This window comes from Mesomycoplasma ovipneumoniae, assembly GCF_030012565.1.
In the GTDB taxonomy this organism is placed as follows: domain Bacteria; phylum Bacillota_I; class Bacilli_A; order Mycoplasmatales; family Metamycoplasmataceae; genus Mesomycoplasma; species Mesomycoplasma ovipneumoniae_D.
The window spans coordinates 385,699-405,179 of the sequence record NZ_CP124621.1 but is presented as its reverse complement, the minus strand read 5'-3'; the positions used below and the strand labels follow the sequence as shown (position 1 = coordinate 405,179).

The window sequence follows — 19,481 nt, the reverse complement described above, 5'->3', positions numbered from 1 at the left end:
AAAATATGATAAAAATTTATATCCCTGATGTTAAAAATGGCGTTTTAGACACCCAATTTGGTAATGGCAATTTAGGCAAAAAATACCCTAATTCGGTAAGTTTTCCCATAAAATGAGACAAAGTTAAAGGCGCAAAATCATACGCCCTGACTTTAATTGACTACGAAGCAACTGCTGAATTAGGTTTTGTTTTTATTCACTGAGTTGCGGCCAATATCAAAAAAAACAAGCTAAAATGAGATGACTCCTTTTCGCGCCAAGATAAAATGTATCAATTTGAAAATTCAATGACCCGTCATGCAAATAATTATTTACTTGATTCATTTTATCGACCTCATCCTGATGGAGTCTATTTTGGACCACTGCCGCCAGCTAATGATCATAACTATCGACTCGAGGTTTTTGCCCTTGATGTTGAAAATATAATTCCTGAGGATTTAAAAAATAAGCCTCTGTTTTACGATGATTTTCTTGAATTAATTAAAAATCATGTCCTTGATTTTGGAATTAGCTCATTTTTATACCGTTCTCATGGAAAAATTGAAAACAATTTGCTTGTAAAAAAACAGATTTCCAAAAGTGAGCTAAACGCACCACTGGCCAAAGAAGAGCAAAATTTTTTTCTTGATTTTTTACCGATAAATTTTAGCTCATCAGCACTAATTGCCAGAGAAAATGATTATCATCTTTTAGATATCGAATTTTTAGGCAAACAAGGCACAAGCCCATTTTTTAGCGCCCGTAATTTTGACATTGAAATTTATTCTGAATCTAATAAAATTAAAGAATATGCTATAATTATAACTAGTTTTGCCGAAAATTTTTCGCTCGGAGTTGGACTAAATGTCTGAAATCGGGTTGGAATTATCAAAAAAACTGATGATTATAAAACGACTTTAAGTGCTGGAAAAAATAGTTTTGATCTTTTTGATAGTGATATTCCTGTTTTTAATAGTTTTGGATCATTTTGTGCTGATTCAATTGCTAAAAAAATCAACCTAGATTCCTCAGAAAAATTTGAATTTATTAAAGCAAAATACGGAGTTATTTATCTTCCTGGTCTTACAAACGGCCAAGGAAAATACCAACTTGAAATTTTTGGGCTTAATCAAGTAATTGACTGGAGTCAAATTGCGCGAAATTTAAATAAACCTTTGACATCATTTGAGGTTCTTAGCGCGATAAAAGGAAAAGTTATTGGCTATAATCGTACTTTTTTTAAATTAATTTAATTTTTTTTAGCCTAAATAATCAAGTTTTTCCTCAGTTTGCCAGTTTGATGGCAAAAATTCACTTTTTAGTGAATATAAATATTCAAAAAGACCCGGATTTACGGGTATTTTTTATGCTAAAATCTTAATTTTTATTATTTTAAAATTAACCATTTGCAAAAAAAAAAAAAAAACGCTTTGCCTAAAATAAAGTTATGTTATAATAAGACTCACTTAAGAATAATTAATAAATTTGGTATTGAATTAGGGAGGAATGAGTTATGTTTTTTGTCTAAAAAAAAATCAGACAGCACGGATTATCCATTATATTTTTAAATATGATGGAATGCCTTAAATTTGACCGTTTAGAAATCTACAAATTTATGGCTTTTAATTATTGTTCTTTCAAAACTTCATATGTTTTTTAGGCTCGCTGCAAATAAAAACGAGTTTTCTATTTGCATTGAGTTTAAGTAGCAGTTGTATTTTTTTATGTTTTTGTCAGTGTTTTAACTAAAAAAAGTAGTTTAAATATTTTATAATTTTGCTTTTTTAGTTAAAAAATCCTGAAAAACTGGACACTTTTTAAGATTATCTCAACAAACCGGGAAACTCGTGATTTTTTAACTTAAATAATCAAGTTTTTTGCCATCACGGAAAATAAGTGATATTTCGCCAGCTAAAACAACTTGATCTTGAGAATAAATCACAACTTGTTGGCCAGGCGTTACTGCAGTATAATTTTGATAATAAACATAAAAAGAATTATGGTCAATTATTTTGATATTAACCTCAACAAATTCTTGACGGTAGCGAAATTTGGCTTTTAAATTTTCAAGTGGAAAATTTTCTGTCAAAAAATTAGCATTAGTTGCTAAAAGCTGGTTTGATTCAAGTCAAATTTTTTGACTTGATGGAGCCGCATACAAAATTTTTTCTTGAAGATTGTGACCAACAACAAAATAAGGTTCATTCATTCCGCTTAGGCCAAAACCTTTTCGTTGCCCAATTGTAAAATACATAATTCCAATATGTTTTCCGATAATTTCATTTGTGGTAATATCGACGATTGGACCAGGTTGAGCAGGAATATAATTTTGGAGAAAATCAGTAAATTTTCTTTCACCAATGAAGCAAATTCCAGTTGAGTCTTTTTTTGTTGCATTCATTAGCTCTAAATTTTTGGCAATTTCTCTAACTTCACTTTTTAAATAATCGGCAAGCGGGAAAATTGTTTTTTTTAGCTGATCTTTTGAAAGTTGTCCTAAAAAATAAGTTTGATCTTTATTTTTGTCTTTTGGAGTAAACAAATTTCCGTTTTTTGTTTTTGCATAGTGACCCATTGCAATAAAATCGGCTTGATGAACATTAATTGCATAATCAAGAAAATGTTTGAATTTTATGTTTTTGTTACACAAAATGTCAGGATTTGGAGTTAAACCGGATTTGTACTTTTGAATTAGATCGCTAAAAACTTCATCTCAATATTGTTTTACAAAATCTACACGGAAAATTGGCAAATTTAGTTGCTCTGCCACTTTTTTTGCATCCTGCCAATCTTGCTCTTGCGGACAAATATGATTGTCGCCTAAATTTTTCTGACCTAAAAAATCATTGTTAAGGTCAGAATCTCAATTTCTCATAAAGACACAAATAACTTCATGCCCTTGTTTTTTTAGAAGGTATGCGCTAACCGCAGAATCAACGCCGCCTGAAAGACCAACAACAATTTTAGCCACTTTTTAACAAATTACTCCTAATTTTTTGGTTTGGAAACTCAGAAAAATGCTTTTAAACGTCTAGAAATCGATTTCATTTCTCGAGTCAAACGCCAATTTGTTGCTTTAATTCCAAAAATATTAATATAAAAAAGCGAAATCATATATGGAAGAAAAACAACCGAAGAAGCCATTAACAAGTTTAACAAAATTACGACTGAGTGGCTGTTTCCTGAATAAAAAAATGGATGTAAGAAATTTACAAATGGATAAATAGTTAAACCTGTGTAAAAAAATACCATATTTTTTATTTCTTGAGCTCCAACTTTTTTAATTTCAGGCGCAACTCATTGTCTAAGTGTGAAAAAATACAGAAGCACACAAAAAATATAATAACAAACTGAATAAATAACCCCTAAACCTAAACCTAATTTACTAACTGAAAATTGTTTTCGATACCAAAAGAGTACAAATATTGCAAAAACTGGATGAAAAAAATGGACAGTTGATGTTGTTGCTAAAACTGATCAAGTCAAATTTAAATTTCAAGCCAATATAGATCAAAAAACAATCAAAACAATTGTTAAAATTACTGTAAAAACAAATAAAATTTGAAATTTTCGTTGAGTTGCGTTAAGGACAAACGTAAATAAGGTAATTCCGTAAATTAAGTTTGACTGGTAGGTCAAGTAAAAAAAGGCACTAAAATTTTGAAAATAATTAGTAAAGCTTATAAAATAATATCTGTCAAGAACAAATTCGCTACGGTTTTCAATCATTGAATATCCGATTAGCGAAACTGTAATTGAAATAATAAGTAAAGAAAAAATTAATGAAATCTTTCGTTCTTTTTTTCAATTGGAAAAATGATCAAATTTTGTTGCTAGGTAAGTATCGTTATTTTCTATCATGACTAAATAATATATAAAATTATATTATAATTAGTAAAAAATGGTTAAAAGTTTTTATAATTTTTTAGCATTTTACCAAATTATAAAATTTGTTATTGTTTAGACTATAAATATATAAAATATATAATTTTATTCAGTATTTCCTAAAAGACTGAGCACTAAAACTAAAATGAAACAACCATTTTACAAAAATGGCAAAAAAATAATTTGACTATTAACCGTTTAAAAATAAAAAAATCAATTTTTAGTATATAATATATTTAAAATTATTTTACTTAAATTTGACGGTTTATTATCATGTTTATTTTTTCGTTTTTTTACAGCGCTATTTTCAGACGGAAAATCCAGAAACGTTCAATTTTAGCTTTGATTCTTTGAGCATTATTTTTAGCTATTATTGGTTTTGTGATGGGTTTTGTTCAAGAAAAAGTTTGATATGACGTAGTTTCAATTTTGGGACTTTTATCAATTTCAATTTCAGTTCTTGCAACGGTATTAAGACTTGGTTTATTTAGTAGTTTTTCAATTTCTTATCATAAATGGCGAATTCAATCGCAAAATAGGATGTTAGAAAAACGGGGATTTAAACCTGTTAGTCCAAAAATTGATTATAATTTTGTCAAACAAAAACAAAAAGAGCTATCTATTCTACCAATTTTTCTGGGATTTGTTGTTGGTTTTGTGCTTTTAATTATCGCTTTACCATTTTTAATTATTAACTCTTAAAAATTTAAAATCTTTTTTAATCGTTTTTAACTAAATATCGAATATTCTTGCCTTTAACCTCAAATATAATAATATTTATTTTTTTGACATATTTTTTGCTATAATTTATATATTATAAATTGATTGTCGAATAAGGAGAAGGGCGGTTTAGTTATGAAATTTAAATTTTTCAAATCTTTAGCACCTTTGCTTTTGGTTAATTTTTTTGTAATTTCATGCACTAATTTTATACCTTTCCAAGATAGAAAAAATAAGGATGAAAGTGCTAAAAATCCAGCAATTACTGAAGAAAATCAGCCAAAAAATCAAATTTTACCAGAATTACAAACTCCAAAAAATGATTTGGCACAAATTACTCAAAATTTGAATCCAATTGGAAATATCAAAACAATAAATGATTCGAATAATGATTCACCATTAACCCGTGAAAATAATAACCGTATCGCTGAAAATTCTACTTCTAAAAATAATCATAATTTAACAAATTCATCAATATCAACAATTCAAAATCCGTCTTTAAATAAAAGTCAAATCGACAATTTAAATTTTTCATCATTAGAATCATTAGTCAAATCAAATCAACCTAAACCAAAGCCAAAGCTGGAACCAAAGCCTGAGCCTAAGGTTGAGCTTGATCCAAAACTTGAGCAAATACTTGAGCAAAAACCTGAGCCAAATCTCGAACAAATTCCGCTGGTAAATTCAGAAATAAGCCAAGTTGTTGAAAATTCACCTGTTGAAAAAACACCGATAATAAATGAGAAGTTAGAATTTTCAAAACTAAGCAATTATGACGGTAAACCCGCGCAAAAAATCGGATTTGATGAAACTAATAAAGTTCGAGGTAATAGTTATTTATATGAACCTTTTGCACTAAACCCAAATGTGATAAAACAAGAAAATGATGATCATTATCTTGGCGAAAAAAATGAAAACTTGAATATTTATTGACTTGATAAAATAAATACAGGCAGTCTTTCCAAAAACGAAGATGCAAGGAAAACTTATTTTGGTTACTTTAATCCTCGTTTTCGAAAAAATAATTTTAAACCTGATTATTTTGGTTTTAGATCACTTGACTATTCAGATCAAAGATACAAAGATATTTTTCAAAGAAATATAAGATTTTCAACCGGAACTGCCATATTGCTTGATTCTCACAAAGGCGAAAGCGTTTTTTTAACAAATAAACATGTTTTATATATTAATCAAAGACCATTTTGAGAATTAATGGCTTATCCTTTCATGCGTTTTTATTTTAATGATAATGTTAATACCCTTAGTTCTTTAGCTAATTCTGGAATGTTAAGTTTATTTTGAATAAAAAATGAATATGACAAACAAATTGAGCAATTAAGAAAAAGATATAATAGAATTCCAAGAAATAGTTCAATCTATATCAAACCAGCTAACGTAAGAGAATTAAGTCAATTTAGCACTAATTTGCACAGAAGATATTTCCGAGAAGCAAAAAATTTCAACAATTTTGGCAAGGATGTAGGCATATTTTACTTTAACCATGCGAAATTTAGAAAAGATATTCAAGACATATTTGATTTTTACCAAAAACATAAAGGGTGACTTTTATCTTCCTTTCGTTATTCGAATGGTAAAACTTTTGAAGACGATGTGAATAGATTTACCAGTCAATTTCAAAAATTTTCTAATTTCTGAGATCATGTTCAACAGTTTCCACCGCTAAAAATTAGTGAAAAATCATGAAAAAATGGCGAAATTGACTATACAACTAAAATTGGCGGCTTTTGACCTGGGTTTGCATTTTCAAAAAACATGTTTAAAGGTGTTTATATTAAAAATGGCGCCCCTAGTTTTTTTGTAACAAACGGTCCTGGAGCTTCTGGTTCTGGAGTTTATAACACAAATGGCGAATTAATTTTCATAAATCAGTTAATTACTCTGGCAAAAAATCAAAAAAAACTTTACTACGATCAAAACAATTTAACATCACATATGACTACAGGTATTTTATTTCGAAATGATAAAATCGATTTAGTCACAGAAATTAAAAAATTTTATTATAATAAAAAATAAAATTTTAAAAAATAGGAAGCATATATGTGCTTCCTATTTTTGTCTTAAAAAAATTTTTTTTAAACTTTTAGATTGTGATAAACATTTTGAATATCGTCATCTTCAAGAAAATTATCAATTTGATTTAGTATTTTTTCAGTACCTTCTTGATCAAGTTCAACCCAAGAATTAGGGAAATAACTAATTTCAACAGCGCTAAAATTCACACTAAAATTGTTTTCAATTGCTGATTTTAAGTCCTGAATTGCGCGTGGTTCGCAATATATTAAGTAACTTTCTTCATCTTCTTGAAAATCATCACCACCATTTTCAAGAACAAACATCATAAGATCATCGCCATTTATTTGATCAGTTTTGTCAATTTCAAGATAACCTTTTTGTTCAAATAAATAAGGAATTGAATTCTGTTTTCCAATTTGCCCATTTGCACGCCGAAAAAGTGCTTGAAGTGATGAAACTGATCGATTAACATTATCAGTTAAAATTGTGACAATTAGGCTAATTCCGTTTGATAAAGTTCCAGAATAAATTATTTCTTTAAAAGTTTGACCCTCGCTAGTTGCTCCTTGGCCTTTGGCAATTGCTTTTTCAATGTTTGATTTTGGCATTGATTTTGCTCGTGCTTTAGAAATAATAAGTCTTAAAGACGGATTAGAATTAGGATCAGGTCCGCCTTTTGCTACTGAGACCATAATTTCTTTTGAAAATTTGTTAAAAATCTTTGCTTTTAGGGCATCTTGGGCACCTTTTCGGTGCTTTATATTAGCTCATTTTGAATGACCAGCCATTTAAAAATCTCCTAATTTTTTTGCAGGTCTTGGCAGTGGATTACGTTTGTGGGCGCTTAAATTGTGTAATTTTTCAATTTTTACTCTTACTTGATCACTAACTAAATTTGGATCTGTAAAAAATAAATCTAAATCTTTATAAGTAAAACCTAATTCATCTTCATCTTTTTGGTTATCTCAAAGATTTGCGCTTGGGGATTTTTGAATTATTGAATCTGGAATTCCAATTTGTTCACTGATTTGATAAACTTGCATTTTTGTTAAATTAACAATTGGTAATAAATCCACGCCACCATCACCGTATTTTGTAAAATAGCCAAGATACATTTCAGAAAAATTATCAGTCCCAAGAACTAAATAGTCCAATTCTTGAGCAAAAGCATATAAACTAATCATGCGAAGGCGAGGTTGAATATTGTAATTTGCCAGTTGATTTTTAAGATTAAATAAATCTTTTAAGTTCTGGAAAGTTGAACTTAAGTTAATTTCTTTAGTGGAAATTTTAAATTTTTTAACTAATTGGTCAATATCAGTTTTATCACCGCTCATATCACGAATCGGCATAATAAGACCTAAATGCGAATTAGGGAAAGCTTCTTTTCCTAAAAACGCAACAAGTGCAGAGTCAACTCCACCAGAAATACCAAAAATCACGCCTTTTTTATTTGCTTTTTTTACTTCTTGGCGAATTCATTCTATAATATAATTTATATAATTATTTATTTGTGCATTATTTTTCATAATTAGAATAATTTCTTGTATAATTATATCACAAAAATAATTTTTTAGTATAAAATTTCATATAAAATATACAATTTTTGCAGGAGGATATAAATGACGTATCAATACGATGCCGCTCAATTATTAAAATCAACTAAATCATGAGTAAATAAATTATTAATTGTTCGTATAGTTAAATTTGCTTTAGGTACTATAGCATTTATTGTATTTATTGCCGGAATTATTGGTGCTGTGGGTCAGATTAACACCAACCCAGAAGAGAGTAGAAAAGCTATCATTACAGCACTTCTTGGAGGAACCACGATTGGAATTCTAACGACTGTTTTTTGGAGTATAATATCACTTGTTTACTTAATTTTATTAATTATTTCCCCTTTTAAATTACATGATCTACCAAGACGAATGAACCTAAAAAATGTTCACCTTGTTTCAAAGTTTCAGGGAATTTACGTACTTTCTATTCTCGCAATTTTTGTTGGTTGAATTAATATAATTTATCTTATTATGCTTAGATCATTTATTTCAAAGTCAGAAAAAGAAATTATTGAAGATTGTCTTGATTAAGTTTTTATAATACATAAGAAAAAAGTTTTTTTTAAAAATTAAAATAAAAAGGGTGAAATTTCACCTTTTTATTTTAATTGAATAATATTGGAAATTATTTATGTCTTATTAAATCTAAAGATTCAAAATATTTTACTACTTCACTTTCGGTATCCAGGTTTGAAAGTTTGATGGCAAAAATTGGCTTTTTAGTGAATATAAATACGCAAAAATGCCGGTAAATCCGTGTTTTTTGACGATAAAACCTTAATTTTTATTATTTTAAAATCAAGCTTTTGCAAAAAAAAAAAAAAAAATATTTGGCTTAAAATAAAATTATGTTATAATAACACTCACTAAGAATAAATTAATAAGTTTGATATTGAATTAAGGGGGAATTAAGAATGTTTTTGCCATAAAAAAATCACAAAATGCGAATTATCCATTATATTTTTAAATATGATGGAATGCCTTAAATTTAACCGTTTAGAAATCTCTAAATTTATGGCTTTTAATTATTGTTCTTTCAAAACTTCATATATTTTTTTAGGCTCGCTGCAAATAAAAACGAGTTTTCTTTTTGCATTGAGTTTAAATAGTAGTTGTATTTTTTTATGATTTTTGTTATTTTATCCATAAATTGATTTTTACCGGTGTTTTAAAATAGGTAATTAACTGTTGCCAAAAAAGTTAAAAAGTACCCAAAAACGGACCAGTTTTAAGATTATCTCATCAAACTGTGAAACTCGGGAAAATAAAAAGGTGAAATTTCACCTTTTTATTTTAATTGAATAATATTGGAAATTATTTATGTCTTATTAAATTTAAAGATTCAAGATATTTTACTACTTCACTTTCGGTATCAAATTGCAAGGCTTCATTTGCAATTTTAACCATTTGCTCGTAATTTAGGTCAGAAATTAGTTTCTTTACTTTTAAAACACTACTTGTTGAAACTGAAAATTCATCAAGACCAAGACCTAATAAAAGTGGAACAGCATTGATATCACCGGCCATTTCACCACACATTCCAATTCATTTTCTGTGTTTATGAGCTGCATCAATTGCCATTTTGATTAATTTTAAAAGCCCAGGGTTTAAAGTTTGGTATAAATAGGCAACTTTTTCATTCATTCGATCAGCGGCAAAGGAATATTGGATTAGGTCGTTAGTTCCAATTGAGAAAAAATCAACATATTTTGCAAATTGATCAGCATGAATTGCTGAAATTGGAATTTCAATCATAATACCAATTTTTATATCTTCACGTTTTGCAACTTTCGGATTTTCTTGACTAACTTCTTGATAAACTTGCTCAAAAATAGCTTTTGCGGCAAAAAATTCATCAAGAGTTGCAACCATTGGAAACATAATTGCTAAATTTCCAAATTCAGATGCCCGGACTAATGCCCGAAGTTGAGTTTTAAAAATATCAGTCTTATCAAGTGACAAACGAATTGCACGATATCCTAAAAAAGGATTCATTTCTTTTGCAAAATCAAAGTATTTTAAGGTTTTATCACCACCAATATCAAGCGTTCTGACAACAACTTTTTTAGGGTTTTGACTTTCAAGTACGGCTTTATAGCTAAAAAACTGCTCATCTTCAGTTGGCCAATTTTGGTTATCCATATATAAAAATTCAGAGCGGAAAAGACCAATTTCATCAGCATTTACTTTTTTTGCAGCATATGAATCATCAACTGAACCAATATTTGCAGCAATTACAACTTTTTTCCCGTCAGCGCTTTTTGATTCTTTATTTAAATAGTCTTGAAGTTTTGCTTTTTCATTTTCGTATTCTTGTTTTAAAATTTCAAATTCTTTAATTTCACTTTCACTTGGGTTAAGAATTCCTTGTCCAAGATCACCGTTAATTGCTAAAATATCGCCAGCTTCAGCCTTTTCAAGGATATCGCCAATACCTAAAATTGCAGGAATTTCCAGACTTCGTGCCATTATTGCGGAGTGAGATGTTTTTGAACCAATATTTGTGGCAAAACCTTTAACATATTCATTTAATTGAGCAGTATCAGAAGGTTTTAAATCATCAGCAACAATAATTACATCTTCATCAATCGCACTAAGATCAATTATTTCCAAATTTAGGATGTTTTTTATTATTCTTTGTGAAGCATCTTTAATATCAACCGCTCTACCCATTAAATATTCATCACCAGTTTCAAGTAAAAAATTAGTATGATTTTTTGCTGTTTCTTTTAGGGAATATGCAGCTGAATATCCACTTTTTATCATATTAATTGTATCATCTTCCAAAACCGGATCAGTTGCAATTAAAATATGAGCATCAAGAATTTCAAGTTCGTCTTGATTAAGTTTAGTTGCTAATTTTTTAATTTTTTCAATTTGTTCAACAGATTTTCGCACTCCGTCTTGAAAAATTTTGATTTCTGCATCAATATCAGTTATTTTTGCATCACTAATTTCAATTTTTTGTTCAGTAAGTTTAAAAACTTTTGCTATCGATATTCCGCTAGAAGCACCAATTCCTTTAAATTTATATGAGCGAAATTTTGACATTATAGACCTCCAATTTTAAAAAAATTAATTAAATTATAAAATATTTTGCCTAAAATACAAATAAATAAATCTTATTGACTCAAAAATTTATTTGTTAGGTCTAAAAGTTTATTTTTTTCCCAAATAAATTTAACTAATTTTTCACGATCTGTTTGAGTTAATTTGATATCTTTTGTTTTAACTTGTCCAAAAATATCGATTTTTACAGGCAGAGAAAAAAAATCATCCCTAATATTATAAAAAGACTCAACTCAGCAATTTAAAAGGTGAAAATTTTGTCTTTGATTTAAAATATCAAGCAAAATTTTGGAGATAATTAGTCCTAGAACTCGACTGTGTGGCGTCTTTCTGATTAAATTTTCGTGTATTTCATTATTTGTTTGGGCCACATAATCATCAATTTTGCGGATTTTATCAATGGTAGTCTCATTTTTTTCAATGTTTGAGTCAAGCAAAAATGAATGACCATGGTCACCTAATACTAAAAATTCATTATCTTTTGCAATGTTTAAATTTAAATCATTAACAAACAAATTTGCATGCATGTTTTCTAAATTAGGGCCAATTCCAAATACTTTTTTGCCAATAAGTCCGGTAGCAAAACTAAAAATTTTACATAAAATTGAATTGTTATAACCTAAGACAAAAGCAATTCCGTTAAAATTAGAGTGTCGAACTAAATAACCAATTTTATAAATTTTTTCTGAATTTTCAAGCGCAAGATCAACTAGACTCATTCCAGGAACTAAATTTTGGGCTGGATCAACTATCAAAATATTTGCTTTTTCTAAAGAGTCATAATCTTCCAAAAATACTTTATTTTTGTATCCGCCTTGCTTTATTATTAGATTTAATTCCTTAATAATTTGATTTGTTTTTATAAAATTTTCGTCAATTAGTAAAAAATCAACATCTGTTTTTGCCAAAATTAAGTTATAAATTAAATTTATGCTAGTGTTTGTCACTCCGATAAGTCCTATAATCATATTTTATCCTTTTGTAAAAAATATTTTTTAACAGTTTGTGGTATAATTAGTTAGTATTTAACACAGTCGAGCTTAGACTCTAATTTTAAATTTTCACTATTTTATTATACTATAAATTAGTAGAAAAGTAGAAGAGGTTCGTTTTGCTACAAGTCAGAACAAACATTTTTAGATCAAATCAATATTTTAAATTTTTATTTAAATTAAGTTTTAAAAAGAAAGCAGTATATGTTTTTATTATTCTTTCTTTTTTAACAACAGTAATGTTGTCCTTAATTACAAAATTTTACGCAACTGAGACAAATTTTAGTCTTTTTTCATTTATTACCCTTTTTATAAATCTTTCACTGACAATAATTATATCATCCTATATGTTTTTATCTATTTTTAAAGATTTGGCAACTCAAAGTCTTGATATAATAACTTTCACAAAACCATATTCTCGTCACTATTTTATTGCGACAAAAATCTTGTTTTTAACATTTTTCGGACTTATTTGGTCAGTTTTTATTGATTTTTTATTAATAGGATTTTATTTAATTAATTATTCATTTTTTGACCAAGTCAACACACCTTTATTATTTGGGTTTTTATCACCATTTTTTTCATTTACTATTTTTGGCGGAATTACAGTAATTGTTAGTCACAAATTTAGTTCAAAATCATCACTTGCTATTGCTATTTTTTCATTTGCACCTTTTATTTTAATTGGCTCAACAACAGCTTTTAATTCAACCTCAAGCATTAATAGATTTGCCGAAATTCTTAATTTAGAACATAATGGTTATGATTCAAAAACAATTGCTGATGTCGAAAAATTTTACTTAAATGACAAGCAAGACCGTTTTTTTATAATTCCAAAACAAGTTGATAACCCTAATTTTACCGATCGACAAATAAATTATATTCAACAAGCTTGAAACGATTCTTCAGCTGCAGCCCAAATCTGGCAAGTAGCTTCTTATTTATTAATTCCTTACCAATTAATTAATATTTTTGAACCAAAAGATCGTGATGCAATCGAAAATGCTGCCGGAAATCAGGATAGTTTTCTTAAAAATTACATTTATGCAAACAATTTAGAATCAAAAGAAAAAAATTATCTTCTTTCAACAGTTCCAAGTCTTCAAAAATATAAACTTTCAAATAACCAAGAAGTAATTTTAGTTCCTGGAGCTCTTAAAAATGATTCACATTTTGAAGATCTTGAAAATCGAGAAATAATTTATGCTAATGAAGATGCGTCTAATTTTGATAAAATGCTTCCACAGGACTCCCAAACTTTCGGGCTTACATCTGATCTTGTTGGTAAATTAAAGTGAAATTTAATAAAACAAGTTGTTTCATCTAAGGTTTTTAGCAAATACGCGCGTACATTTTTTGAAGGCTTTACAGAAGAAAATACCCAAAAAGATATTCTTGAAAAAATTTCAGCGGCCATTTCAACTGATAAAGAACTTTTAGATTTAGTTGATGAACAAACTGTTGTTCTTGCAAAAAATCCGGACATAACACAAATTGAAAACCAAGTTCAGAAAAAAATATATTTGGCTACCTCACTCATTTATTGACTTTATTTTAATAAACAAAATAGCTTTGTTCTTAATAATTTATTAAAAAATGACAAAAATAATTTTGATCCAGCGCCATTTTTTGTCAAAATTGACCAACAAAATTATCAAATCGGCGGATTTTCATCATTTAGCGCCGAACAAAGACTAGTTGACAACAAAGTAATAAAAAGATTTAATTTAGCAAAAAGCAACAACTTTTTATTCCAACCAGTTTTACAAATTATGGAAATAAAATCTAATCATCACGTTGTAATTAAAAATTTCTACCCGATAATTTGAGCATTTATTTCAATAGTTTTAGTTTATTTCATCTTTCGAATTTACACTAGAAAGGATTATAAATAATGTCAAATTGAGTTTTGGAGGTTAAAAATTTAACAAAAATCTACACTAAATCCGAAAAAGGGGCAAAAAATGTCACTTTTAAGGTTAAAAAAAACACAATTCATGCCTTTATTGGTGAAAACGGAGCGGGAAAAACAACTGTTATTAAGTGTATTGTCGATGCATATCAGAATTTTTCAGGAACAATTCTTATTAATAATTTTTCAAATAAACTGCCAGAAGCAAAAAAATTTATTGGTTATGTTCCCGAAAATTCAATTTTTCCACCTGAGTTAAATTCATACGAATTTTTGTATGAATTTGGACTAATGTCAAAAATGAACTCTAAGTTAGTAAAGCAAAAAATTGACTATTATTTAAAACTTTTAAAAATTGAAGATTTAGCAAAATTAAAACCATTTAACTTTTCTTCAGGGCAAAAAAGAAAAATTATGCTTGTTCAGTCTTTGATTCATGATCCAGAACTAATAATATTTGACGAACCTTTTTCAAACTTAGACCCTTCAGCGCGAAGTGAATTTTTAGCAATTATTAGAATTTTACACAAACAAGGAAAAACAATTTTCCTTTCAAGTCATAATTTGCAAGAAATTGATTCTTTAATTGATAGTTTAACACTAATAAATAAAGGGCAAATTTACTACTGTGGTCAAAAAACAGAAAATCTGCAAAAAATGTACCAAAAATATATATTAAATACGGGGACTACTAAATAATGTTGAAGAAAAAATTACTGATTTTAGCTACACTGCCAACCTCTTTTTTGTTTATTTCTTGCAGCGGAATTTATAATTTTTACGAATCTCAACCAAAACCCGAGAATAAATCATTGCTTACAAATCTTAAATTTCAGGAATTTGTTAATTCAGTTTTTTCTAATAACGAACTTCAAAAACAAGACTATATTTCAAACCAAATTAATCTAAATTTGCCAAAATTAACTAGCGAATTAAAATATTCTCTTATTTTTTCAAGACCATATTTTACTTTTTTCAAAGATCAATACACCGAAACACGCGAAAATTCGCGATTTACAATTCATTCATATTTATCAAGAAATTGACTTTTTTTACTTGAAAATATTGACAAATTATCTTTTATTTTCAATCCTTACACCGGAAGATTTGTCAAAAATGCTAATGAAGAAAAAATAAATTTGCTAAAAGATAACAAAATCAAAATTACAAATAAAAATTTTGATTTTGTTAAAATTGACAGAGAAGCCGATCAATTTGATAAAAATAGCGTTTATTATTTGATTTTTGACAAAAATAAATTTATTAGATTCACCGCTTTTGAAACTAATAACGAGTTAAAAACAAAACTTGACTATAATATGTTTGTGCTTGAAGATCAAATTGCTGATAATTTTTCTTTTGCAAATGCCATCGAAAATTGAGTAAAAACTGAAGAACAAAAGTATTTCAAAGATAAACTTGAGACCGCACGCGAAAATCTAACCGATGATTTTGAAGAAAAAAAGGCCGAATTACAAGACAAAATCGCTAGATTTAAAAGTCAAAGCACCCAAAACCTTGATTCTGAAGACGAAGAGGACGAGGATGAAAGCAATTTTTGTAGTGCTGAAAATTTAAGCGCATGTACACCTCAACAAAGAGAATTCATAGAAAAAACCAATCGTCGAGCTTTTGGAACCCGACGAAACGTTAGAGCCACAAATTTTCAAGACGTAGATACTAATCCTGATCAAAAAAAATCAGGTCAAGAAGTTTCTGATCCTAATTTAGAGCTTGCTGAACTTGAAGAAAAGTATAAAAATGATCTTGCAAATCTCGAAAACACTGTAAAAAATCAGCTATTTAATGAAAAAAATGATCTAACTAGCTCTAATTTTTTCTCAAATATTACTACTGATATTTCTTTATTTAATTCTCCTTATAAATTTCACAAATACAGTTTATATTCAATAGATTTGGAAAAAGGTAGCGATATTAGTACTAAACCTGAAGAACCGTCAAAGAAAAATTCAGCTTTTATGGACAATTATTCTAAATTTATTGATGAAAAATTGGACATTAAAATAAAAAATGAAACAGCTGAAGAATTCAATAATCGCCGTGTTTTTGACTTTATTTTTCATACTATTTGACCAAATAATGAAAACAAAAAAGTCCAATTTTTTAATGCTTACTATGCAAAAGAAAACATTGAAAAATTAGAGGCTGAATGAAAAAAAATTCAAGAAAAATTAAATAATACTGATGGTCCAGATTTTGAAGCCGCAATTGAAGAATATAAAAACTTTGTTGATACAAACTGACTTTTTATTCTTGAAAGACTTGACAAACTTAGACTTGATTTTTATAAATGATACTCATTTCCTGATCAATTTAACGAAGATGGTAGTATAAAAGTTGCTCACAGTGATGAATTTAAAAAACTTGTTAAAGACCAAGAAGATCTTACCGAGCCTTTTTATTATGCAAATAAATATCTTGAGTCAATTTCTGAAGGTGACACATCAAGATTTGTAAGTAATTATAAAGATCTTTATATATTAAAACAAAACACATTAATAAATTTAAGAGTTGATAATTCAGGCTCAGAGCCAAAAGTAAGTCTAAATCCTTTTGTATATCATTTTCCTAAAACAAAAAATAAAATTTCGGCCAAAGTTCTTACCGAAATTTTCCACCAAGCACTTTATCATGCCTCTCAGGAAGCTTATCATGATTTTGAAAATGATTTTGTAAAAAAATTCCGTTATAATTTGCCTGCGCAAATGTTTTTTAAGGAAAAAGATGAAAAAAAATAAAAAATTACTATTTTCCGTTAACTTATTAACATTTTTATCAGCTGGTTTTTTAGCTAGTTGCACTCAGCCAACTAGTCAACCAACTAATTATCAAGCTAAATACGAAAAATTTGCAAAAAATGATATAGTCCAAGCAGAAAAAGCCCAACCTTTTTTAGAAAACACTATCATCAATCAACTTTTAGATAAAATTTATGAAAATGCTGACTCAAAAGAGCAATTAATAAACCGAATTTTAACGATTGATTCTGATAACTATTTGAATGATCTAGCCTTTAATTTAAGTTTTTATAACTCAATAAACAACTCGCCAAGTGATTCAATAATTGGTGGCTTTGGAAGGGGCAATTCAAATCCTGTTTTGTTTGAAAAAGCTAAATTTAGTGTTAATGAACTATTTGAAAACAATTGACTTTGGCTCTTAAAAAATTTGAATTCTGCTGTTTTTGTCCGCGGGCTTGCAAAAATTGACCAATTTCAGCAGCAAAACGATGAACTAAATATCGGTCTCAGAAATGAAGCTTTAAAAAATAGTTTTTATCAACCTAATTCAAATAAATTTATTGACATTGCAATTGTAAAATCGCCGAGCGAAATTGATCCAGAGACAAATATTGAAACTAAAACTTATCAAGTTTTTCTTTTAAATCAAGATAATTTTATTTTTAATATAACTATTAAAAAAGAGTTCAAAAACCAAAAAATGCTTAATTTAGAAGCAACTTTAAGTCCGTGACTTCAAATTTACCCTAAATTTATCGGCCAAAAAACTGAAAAATTCCCACTACAAGAATATGCAAGAATTACTACAAACTACCGAAGCGGTGTTGAAGGTGTTAGCGTTCCTCTTGTTGAAAAGTTAATTTTTGAAGAAAATCTTGGCGGAAATGTTTTATATTATACTCTAGTCGATTTTCAAAAAAAGTAAGATAGTTTATTAAAAAAATTTTATTTTTTTATTGGTTTTTTTTATTTTCATGTATAATTTTAAATCGATAGATAAAATTAATTTTTAGATTCTTTCAAGAAATATAAAATACCTAATTTTTTAAAAAAAAGGAGTAAAAATGGCATATTTAGACAAAAAAAGGAAAGATGGCTTATTGCAAAGCGACGCATTTTACAATGAGCTCTTTCTTGGTTTGTTTGGGTTTGGTTTTTGGTATTTGGGTAGAATAAGTCTAGCAATTATTAGATTTACCTTTACTCTCGTTGGTCTTTTAATGATTTTCATTTCCCAAATGATGTATTTAGGATCAACAGCCCAAGACGAAATTGCAAGAGATGTCCAAATTTTAACAATCACAGGTGGAGTAATTCTTGGTCTTTCTGTAATTTGAAACATAATCACCTTAATTATGATTTTCACCGCTGATCTTCGAGACGGAAAAAGTGTTAAAATTGTTCATTGAGGAACAGAAGTTGAAGATAACCCTGAATTAGAAAACGAATTTGATAATCCTCCTGTTGAACAACCTGAACCTGTAAGTATTGCACCAATGGAACAGGAACCTGTTTTTGATGAACCATTAGATTTACAAGTTCAAACAACTGAAGAATATGTAGAACCAGAACCTGTTTTTGAACAGCCTGAGCCTGAAATTTATGTTGAGCCAGAACCTGTTTTTGAGCCAACTTACTACGAAGCACCAGCTGAACCAGTTTATGTTGAACCACAAGTAGAAATAGAACCAGAACCTGTTGTTAATTTAGAAGAAAATCTTGATATTGCAAGACAAATTGAAATTATTAACGCTGAACAAGTTCAAGCAAGTCAATTAAACATTGTTCACGAAATGGAAATTCCTGTTGACTTACACAATTTAAAACACATTCATCACACTACATTTACCATTGAAGAAATTGAGAGTGGAATTGTTGATGAGCACTTTGAAATTCGCGGACAACATGATATCAATTGCCATTCATAAAAAAATAATTAAAAATAGTTATCTATTTTAATATGCGATTAAGAAATATTCCCGATGCACTTGAAAGAATTCAAAAACATAATTTACTAGTTGAAAATCCAATATTTGTTGATGATTCTTGAATAATAGAAGTAGGAATGGGTAAAGGGCAAATGATTACAAAACTTGCTTTTGAAAATCCTTCTAAAAAGTTTTTAGGTGTTGAAAAATTTCCCTCTGCTGCTGTTAAATCTTTAAAATATGTTGATACTTATAATTTAATAAATTTTTTCATCCTTATTTGTGATGCAAAAAATTTATTGTCAATGTTGAACGGAAAGGTAAGTCAGCTATGGCTTACCTTTCCTGATCCTTGGCCAAAGAAAAAACACTATAAGCGTAGACTTACTTACAAACTTTTTCTTGATATTTATAAAGAAATACTAACAAAAAATGGTATTCTAAAATTAAAAACCGATAACCAAAAATTTTTCCAGTACTCTTTAGAATCCTTAGAACAAAATGGTTGAAAAATAATCTACCAAACTAATGATTTACTAAATTCTTCCCGTGTTAGTCAAAATGTTATGACTTCTTATGAAGAAAAATGAGTTGGACTTGGTTATAAAATCCAGTATTTAGAAGCCACTTTTAATTAG

At 28.2% G+C, this 19,481-nt stretch carries 16 protein-coding genes; 10 read left to right on the top strand and 6 right to left on the bottom strand.

The annotated features are described in order from the left end of the window. The first annotated feature begins 5 nt into the window (after positions 1 to 5). Positions 6 to 1,232, top strand: coding sequence for a YbhB/YbcL family Raf kinase inhibitor-like protein (locus tag QJQ40_RS01525; protein WP_282861571.1), 1,227 nt, complete (start codon positions 6 to 8; stop codon positions 1,230 to 1,232). Between the two features lie 602 nt (positions 1,233 to 1,834). On the opposite strand, the gene mnmA is transcribed toward QJQ40_RS01525, so the two are convergent. Further along, positions 1,835 to 2,950, bottom strand: coding sequence for a tRNA 2-thiouridine(34) synthase MnmA (gene mnmA / locus QJQ40_RS01520; RefSeq protein WP_282861569.1), 1,116 nt, complete (start codon positions 2,948 to 2,950; stop codon positions 1,835 to 1,837). A 17-nt stretch (positions 2,951 to 2,967) separates the two neighbouring features. Then, on the bottom strand, positions 2,968 to 3,840 hold the full coding sequence (locus tag QJQ40_RS01515) for an MAGa3780 family membrane protein (RefSeq protein WP_282861568.1): 873 nt from the start codon (positions 3,838 to 3,840) through the stop codon (positions 2,968 to 2,970). A gap of 297 nt (positions 3,841 to 4,137) precedes the next feature. Between QJQ40_RS01515 and QJQ40_RS01510 the strand changes: the two genes are divergently transcribed. Both QJQ40_RS01510 and QJQ40_RS01505 read left to right on the top strand, forming a co-directional pair. Further along, entirely contained in the window at positions 4,138 to 4,566 is a 429-nt protein-coding gene (locus QJQ40_RS01510) for a DUF3899 domain-containing protein (protein ID WP_282861567.1), read from the top strand. Between the two features lie 153 nt (positions 4,567 to 4,719). Continuing rightward, positions 4,720 to 6,618 (top strand): Mhp366/Mhp367 family surface (lipo)protein, encoded by a 1,899-nt coding sequence (locus QJQ40_RS01505; RefSeq protein ID WP_282861566.1) that lies wholly within the window; start codon positions 4,720 to 4,722, stop codon positions 6,616 to 6,618. A gap of 59 nt (positions 6,619 to 6,677) precedes the next feature. Here QJQ40_RS01505 and QJQ40_RS01500 read toward each other — a convergent pair whose 3' ends face one another. Then, entirely contained in the window at positions 6,678 to 7,406 is a 729-nt protein-coding gene (locus QJQ40_RS01500; protein ID WP_282861565.1) for a YebC/PmpR family DNA-binding transcriptional regulator, read from the bottom strand. Beyond that, on the bottom strand, positions 7,407 to 8,147 hold the full coding sequence (gene nadE / locus QJQ40_RS01495) for an NAD(+) synthase (protein ID WP_282861564.1): 741 nt from the start codon (positions 8,145 to 8,147) through the stop codon (positions 7,407 to 7,409). A gap of 93 nt (positions 8,148 to 8,240) precedes the next feature. Here nadE and QJQ40_RS01490 point away from each other — a divergent pair, with 93 nt between their 5' ends. Then, on the top strand, positions 8,241 to 8,711 hold the full coding sequence (locus tag QJQ40_RS01490) for a hypothetical protein (RefSeq protein ID WP_044285951.1): 471 nt from the start codon (positions 8,241 to 8,243) through the stop codon (positions 8,709 to 8,711). Between the two features lie 783 nt (positions 8,712 to 9,494). Here QJQ40_RS01490 and ptsP read toward each other — a convergent pair. Beyond that, entirely contained in the window at positions 9,495 to 11,231 is a 1,737-nt protein-coding gene (ptsP, locus tag QJQ40_RS01485; RefSeq protein WP_282861560.1) for a phosphoenolpyruvate--protein phosphotransferase, read from the bottom strand. A gap of 71 nt (positions 11,232 to 11,302) precedes the next feature. Further along, a complete protein-coding gene (locus QJQ40_RS01480) occupies positions 11,303 to 12,217 on the bottom strand; it encodes a lactate dehydrogenase (RefSeq protein ID WP_282861558.1) in 915 nt (304 codons plus the stop codon). Between the two features lie 263 nt (positions 12,218 to 12,480). On the opposite strand from QJQ40_RS01480, the gene QJQ40_RS01475 reads away from it, so the two are divergent. The 6 genes from QJQ40_RS01475 (at position 12,481) to trmB (ending at position 19,481) form a co-directional block, all read left to right on the top strand. Continuing rightward, the gene (locus tag QJQ40_RS01475; protein WP_282861556.1) at positions 12,481 to 14,136 is read left to right on the top strand and encodes an ABC transporter permease; all 1,656 of its coding nucleotides are present in this window, start codon (positions 12,481 to 12,483) and stop codon (positions 14,134 to 14,136) included. Next, positions 14,136 to 14,852 (top strand): ABC transporter ATP-binding protein, encoded by a 717-nt coding sequence (locus tag QJQ40_RS01470; RefSeq protein WP_282861554.1) that lies wholly within the window; start codon positions 14,136 to 14,138, stop codon positions 14,850 to 14,852. The genes QJQ40_RS01475 and QJQ40_RS01470 overlap by 1 nt, the downstream gene beginning before the upstream one ends. Then, entirely contained in the window at positions 14,852 to 16,912 is a 2,061-nt protein-coding gene (locus QJQ40_RS01465) for an aromatic motif membrane protein (RefSeq protein ID WP_282861552.1), read from the top strand. The genes QJQ40_RS01470 and QJQ40_RS01465 overlap by 1 nt, the downstream gene beginning before the upstream one ends. Next, entirely contained in the window at positions 16,899 to 17,840 is a 942-nt protein-coding gene (locus tag QJQ40_RS01460) for an aromatic motif membrane protein (RefSeq protein ID WP_282861551.1), read from the top strand. Before QJQ40_RS01465 ends, QJQ40_RS01460 begins: the two co-directional genes overlap by 14 nt. Positions 17,841 to 17,979: 139 nt before the next feature. Next, on the top strand, positions 17,980 to 18,843 hold the full coding sequence (locus tag QJQ40_RS01455) for a hypothetical protein (RefSeq protein ID WP_282861549.1): 864 nt from the start codon (positions 17,980 to 17,982) through the stop codon (positions 18,841 to 18,843). A gap of 32 nt (positions 18,844 to 18,875) precedes the next feature. Further along, entirely contained in the window at positions 18,876 to 19,481 is a 606-nt protein-coding gene (trmB, locus tag QJQ40_RS01450; protein WP_282861547.1) for a tRNA (guanosine(46)-N7)-methyltransferase TrmB, read from the top strand.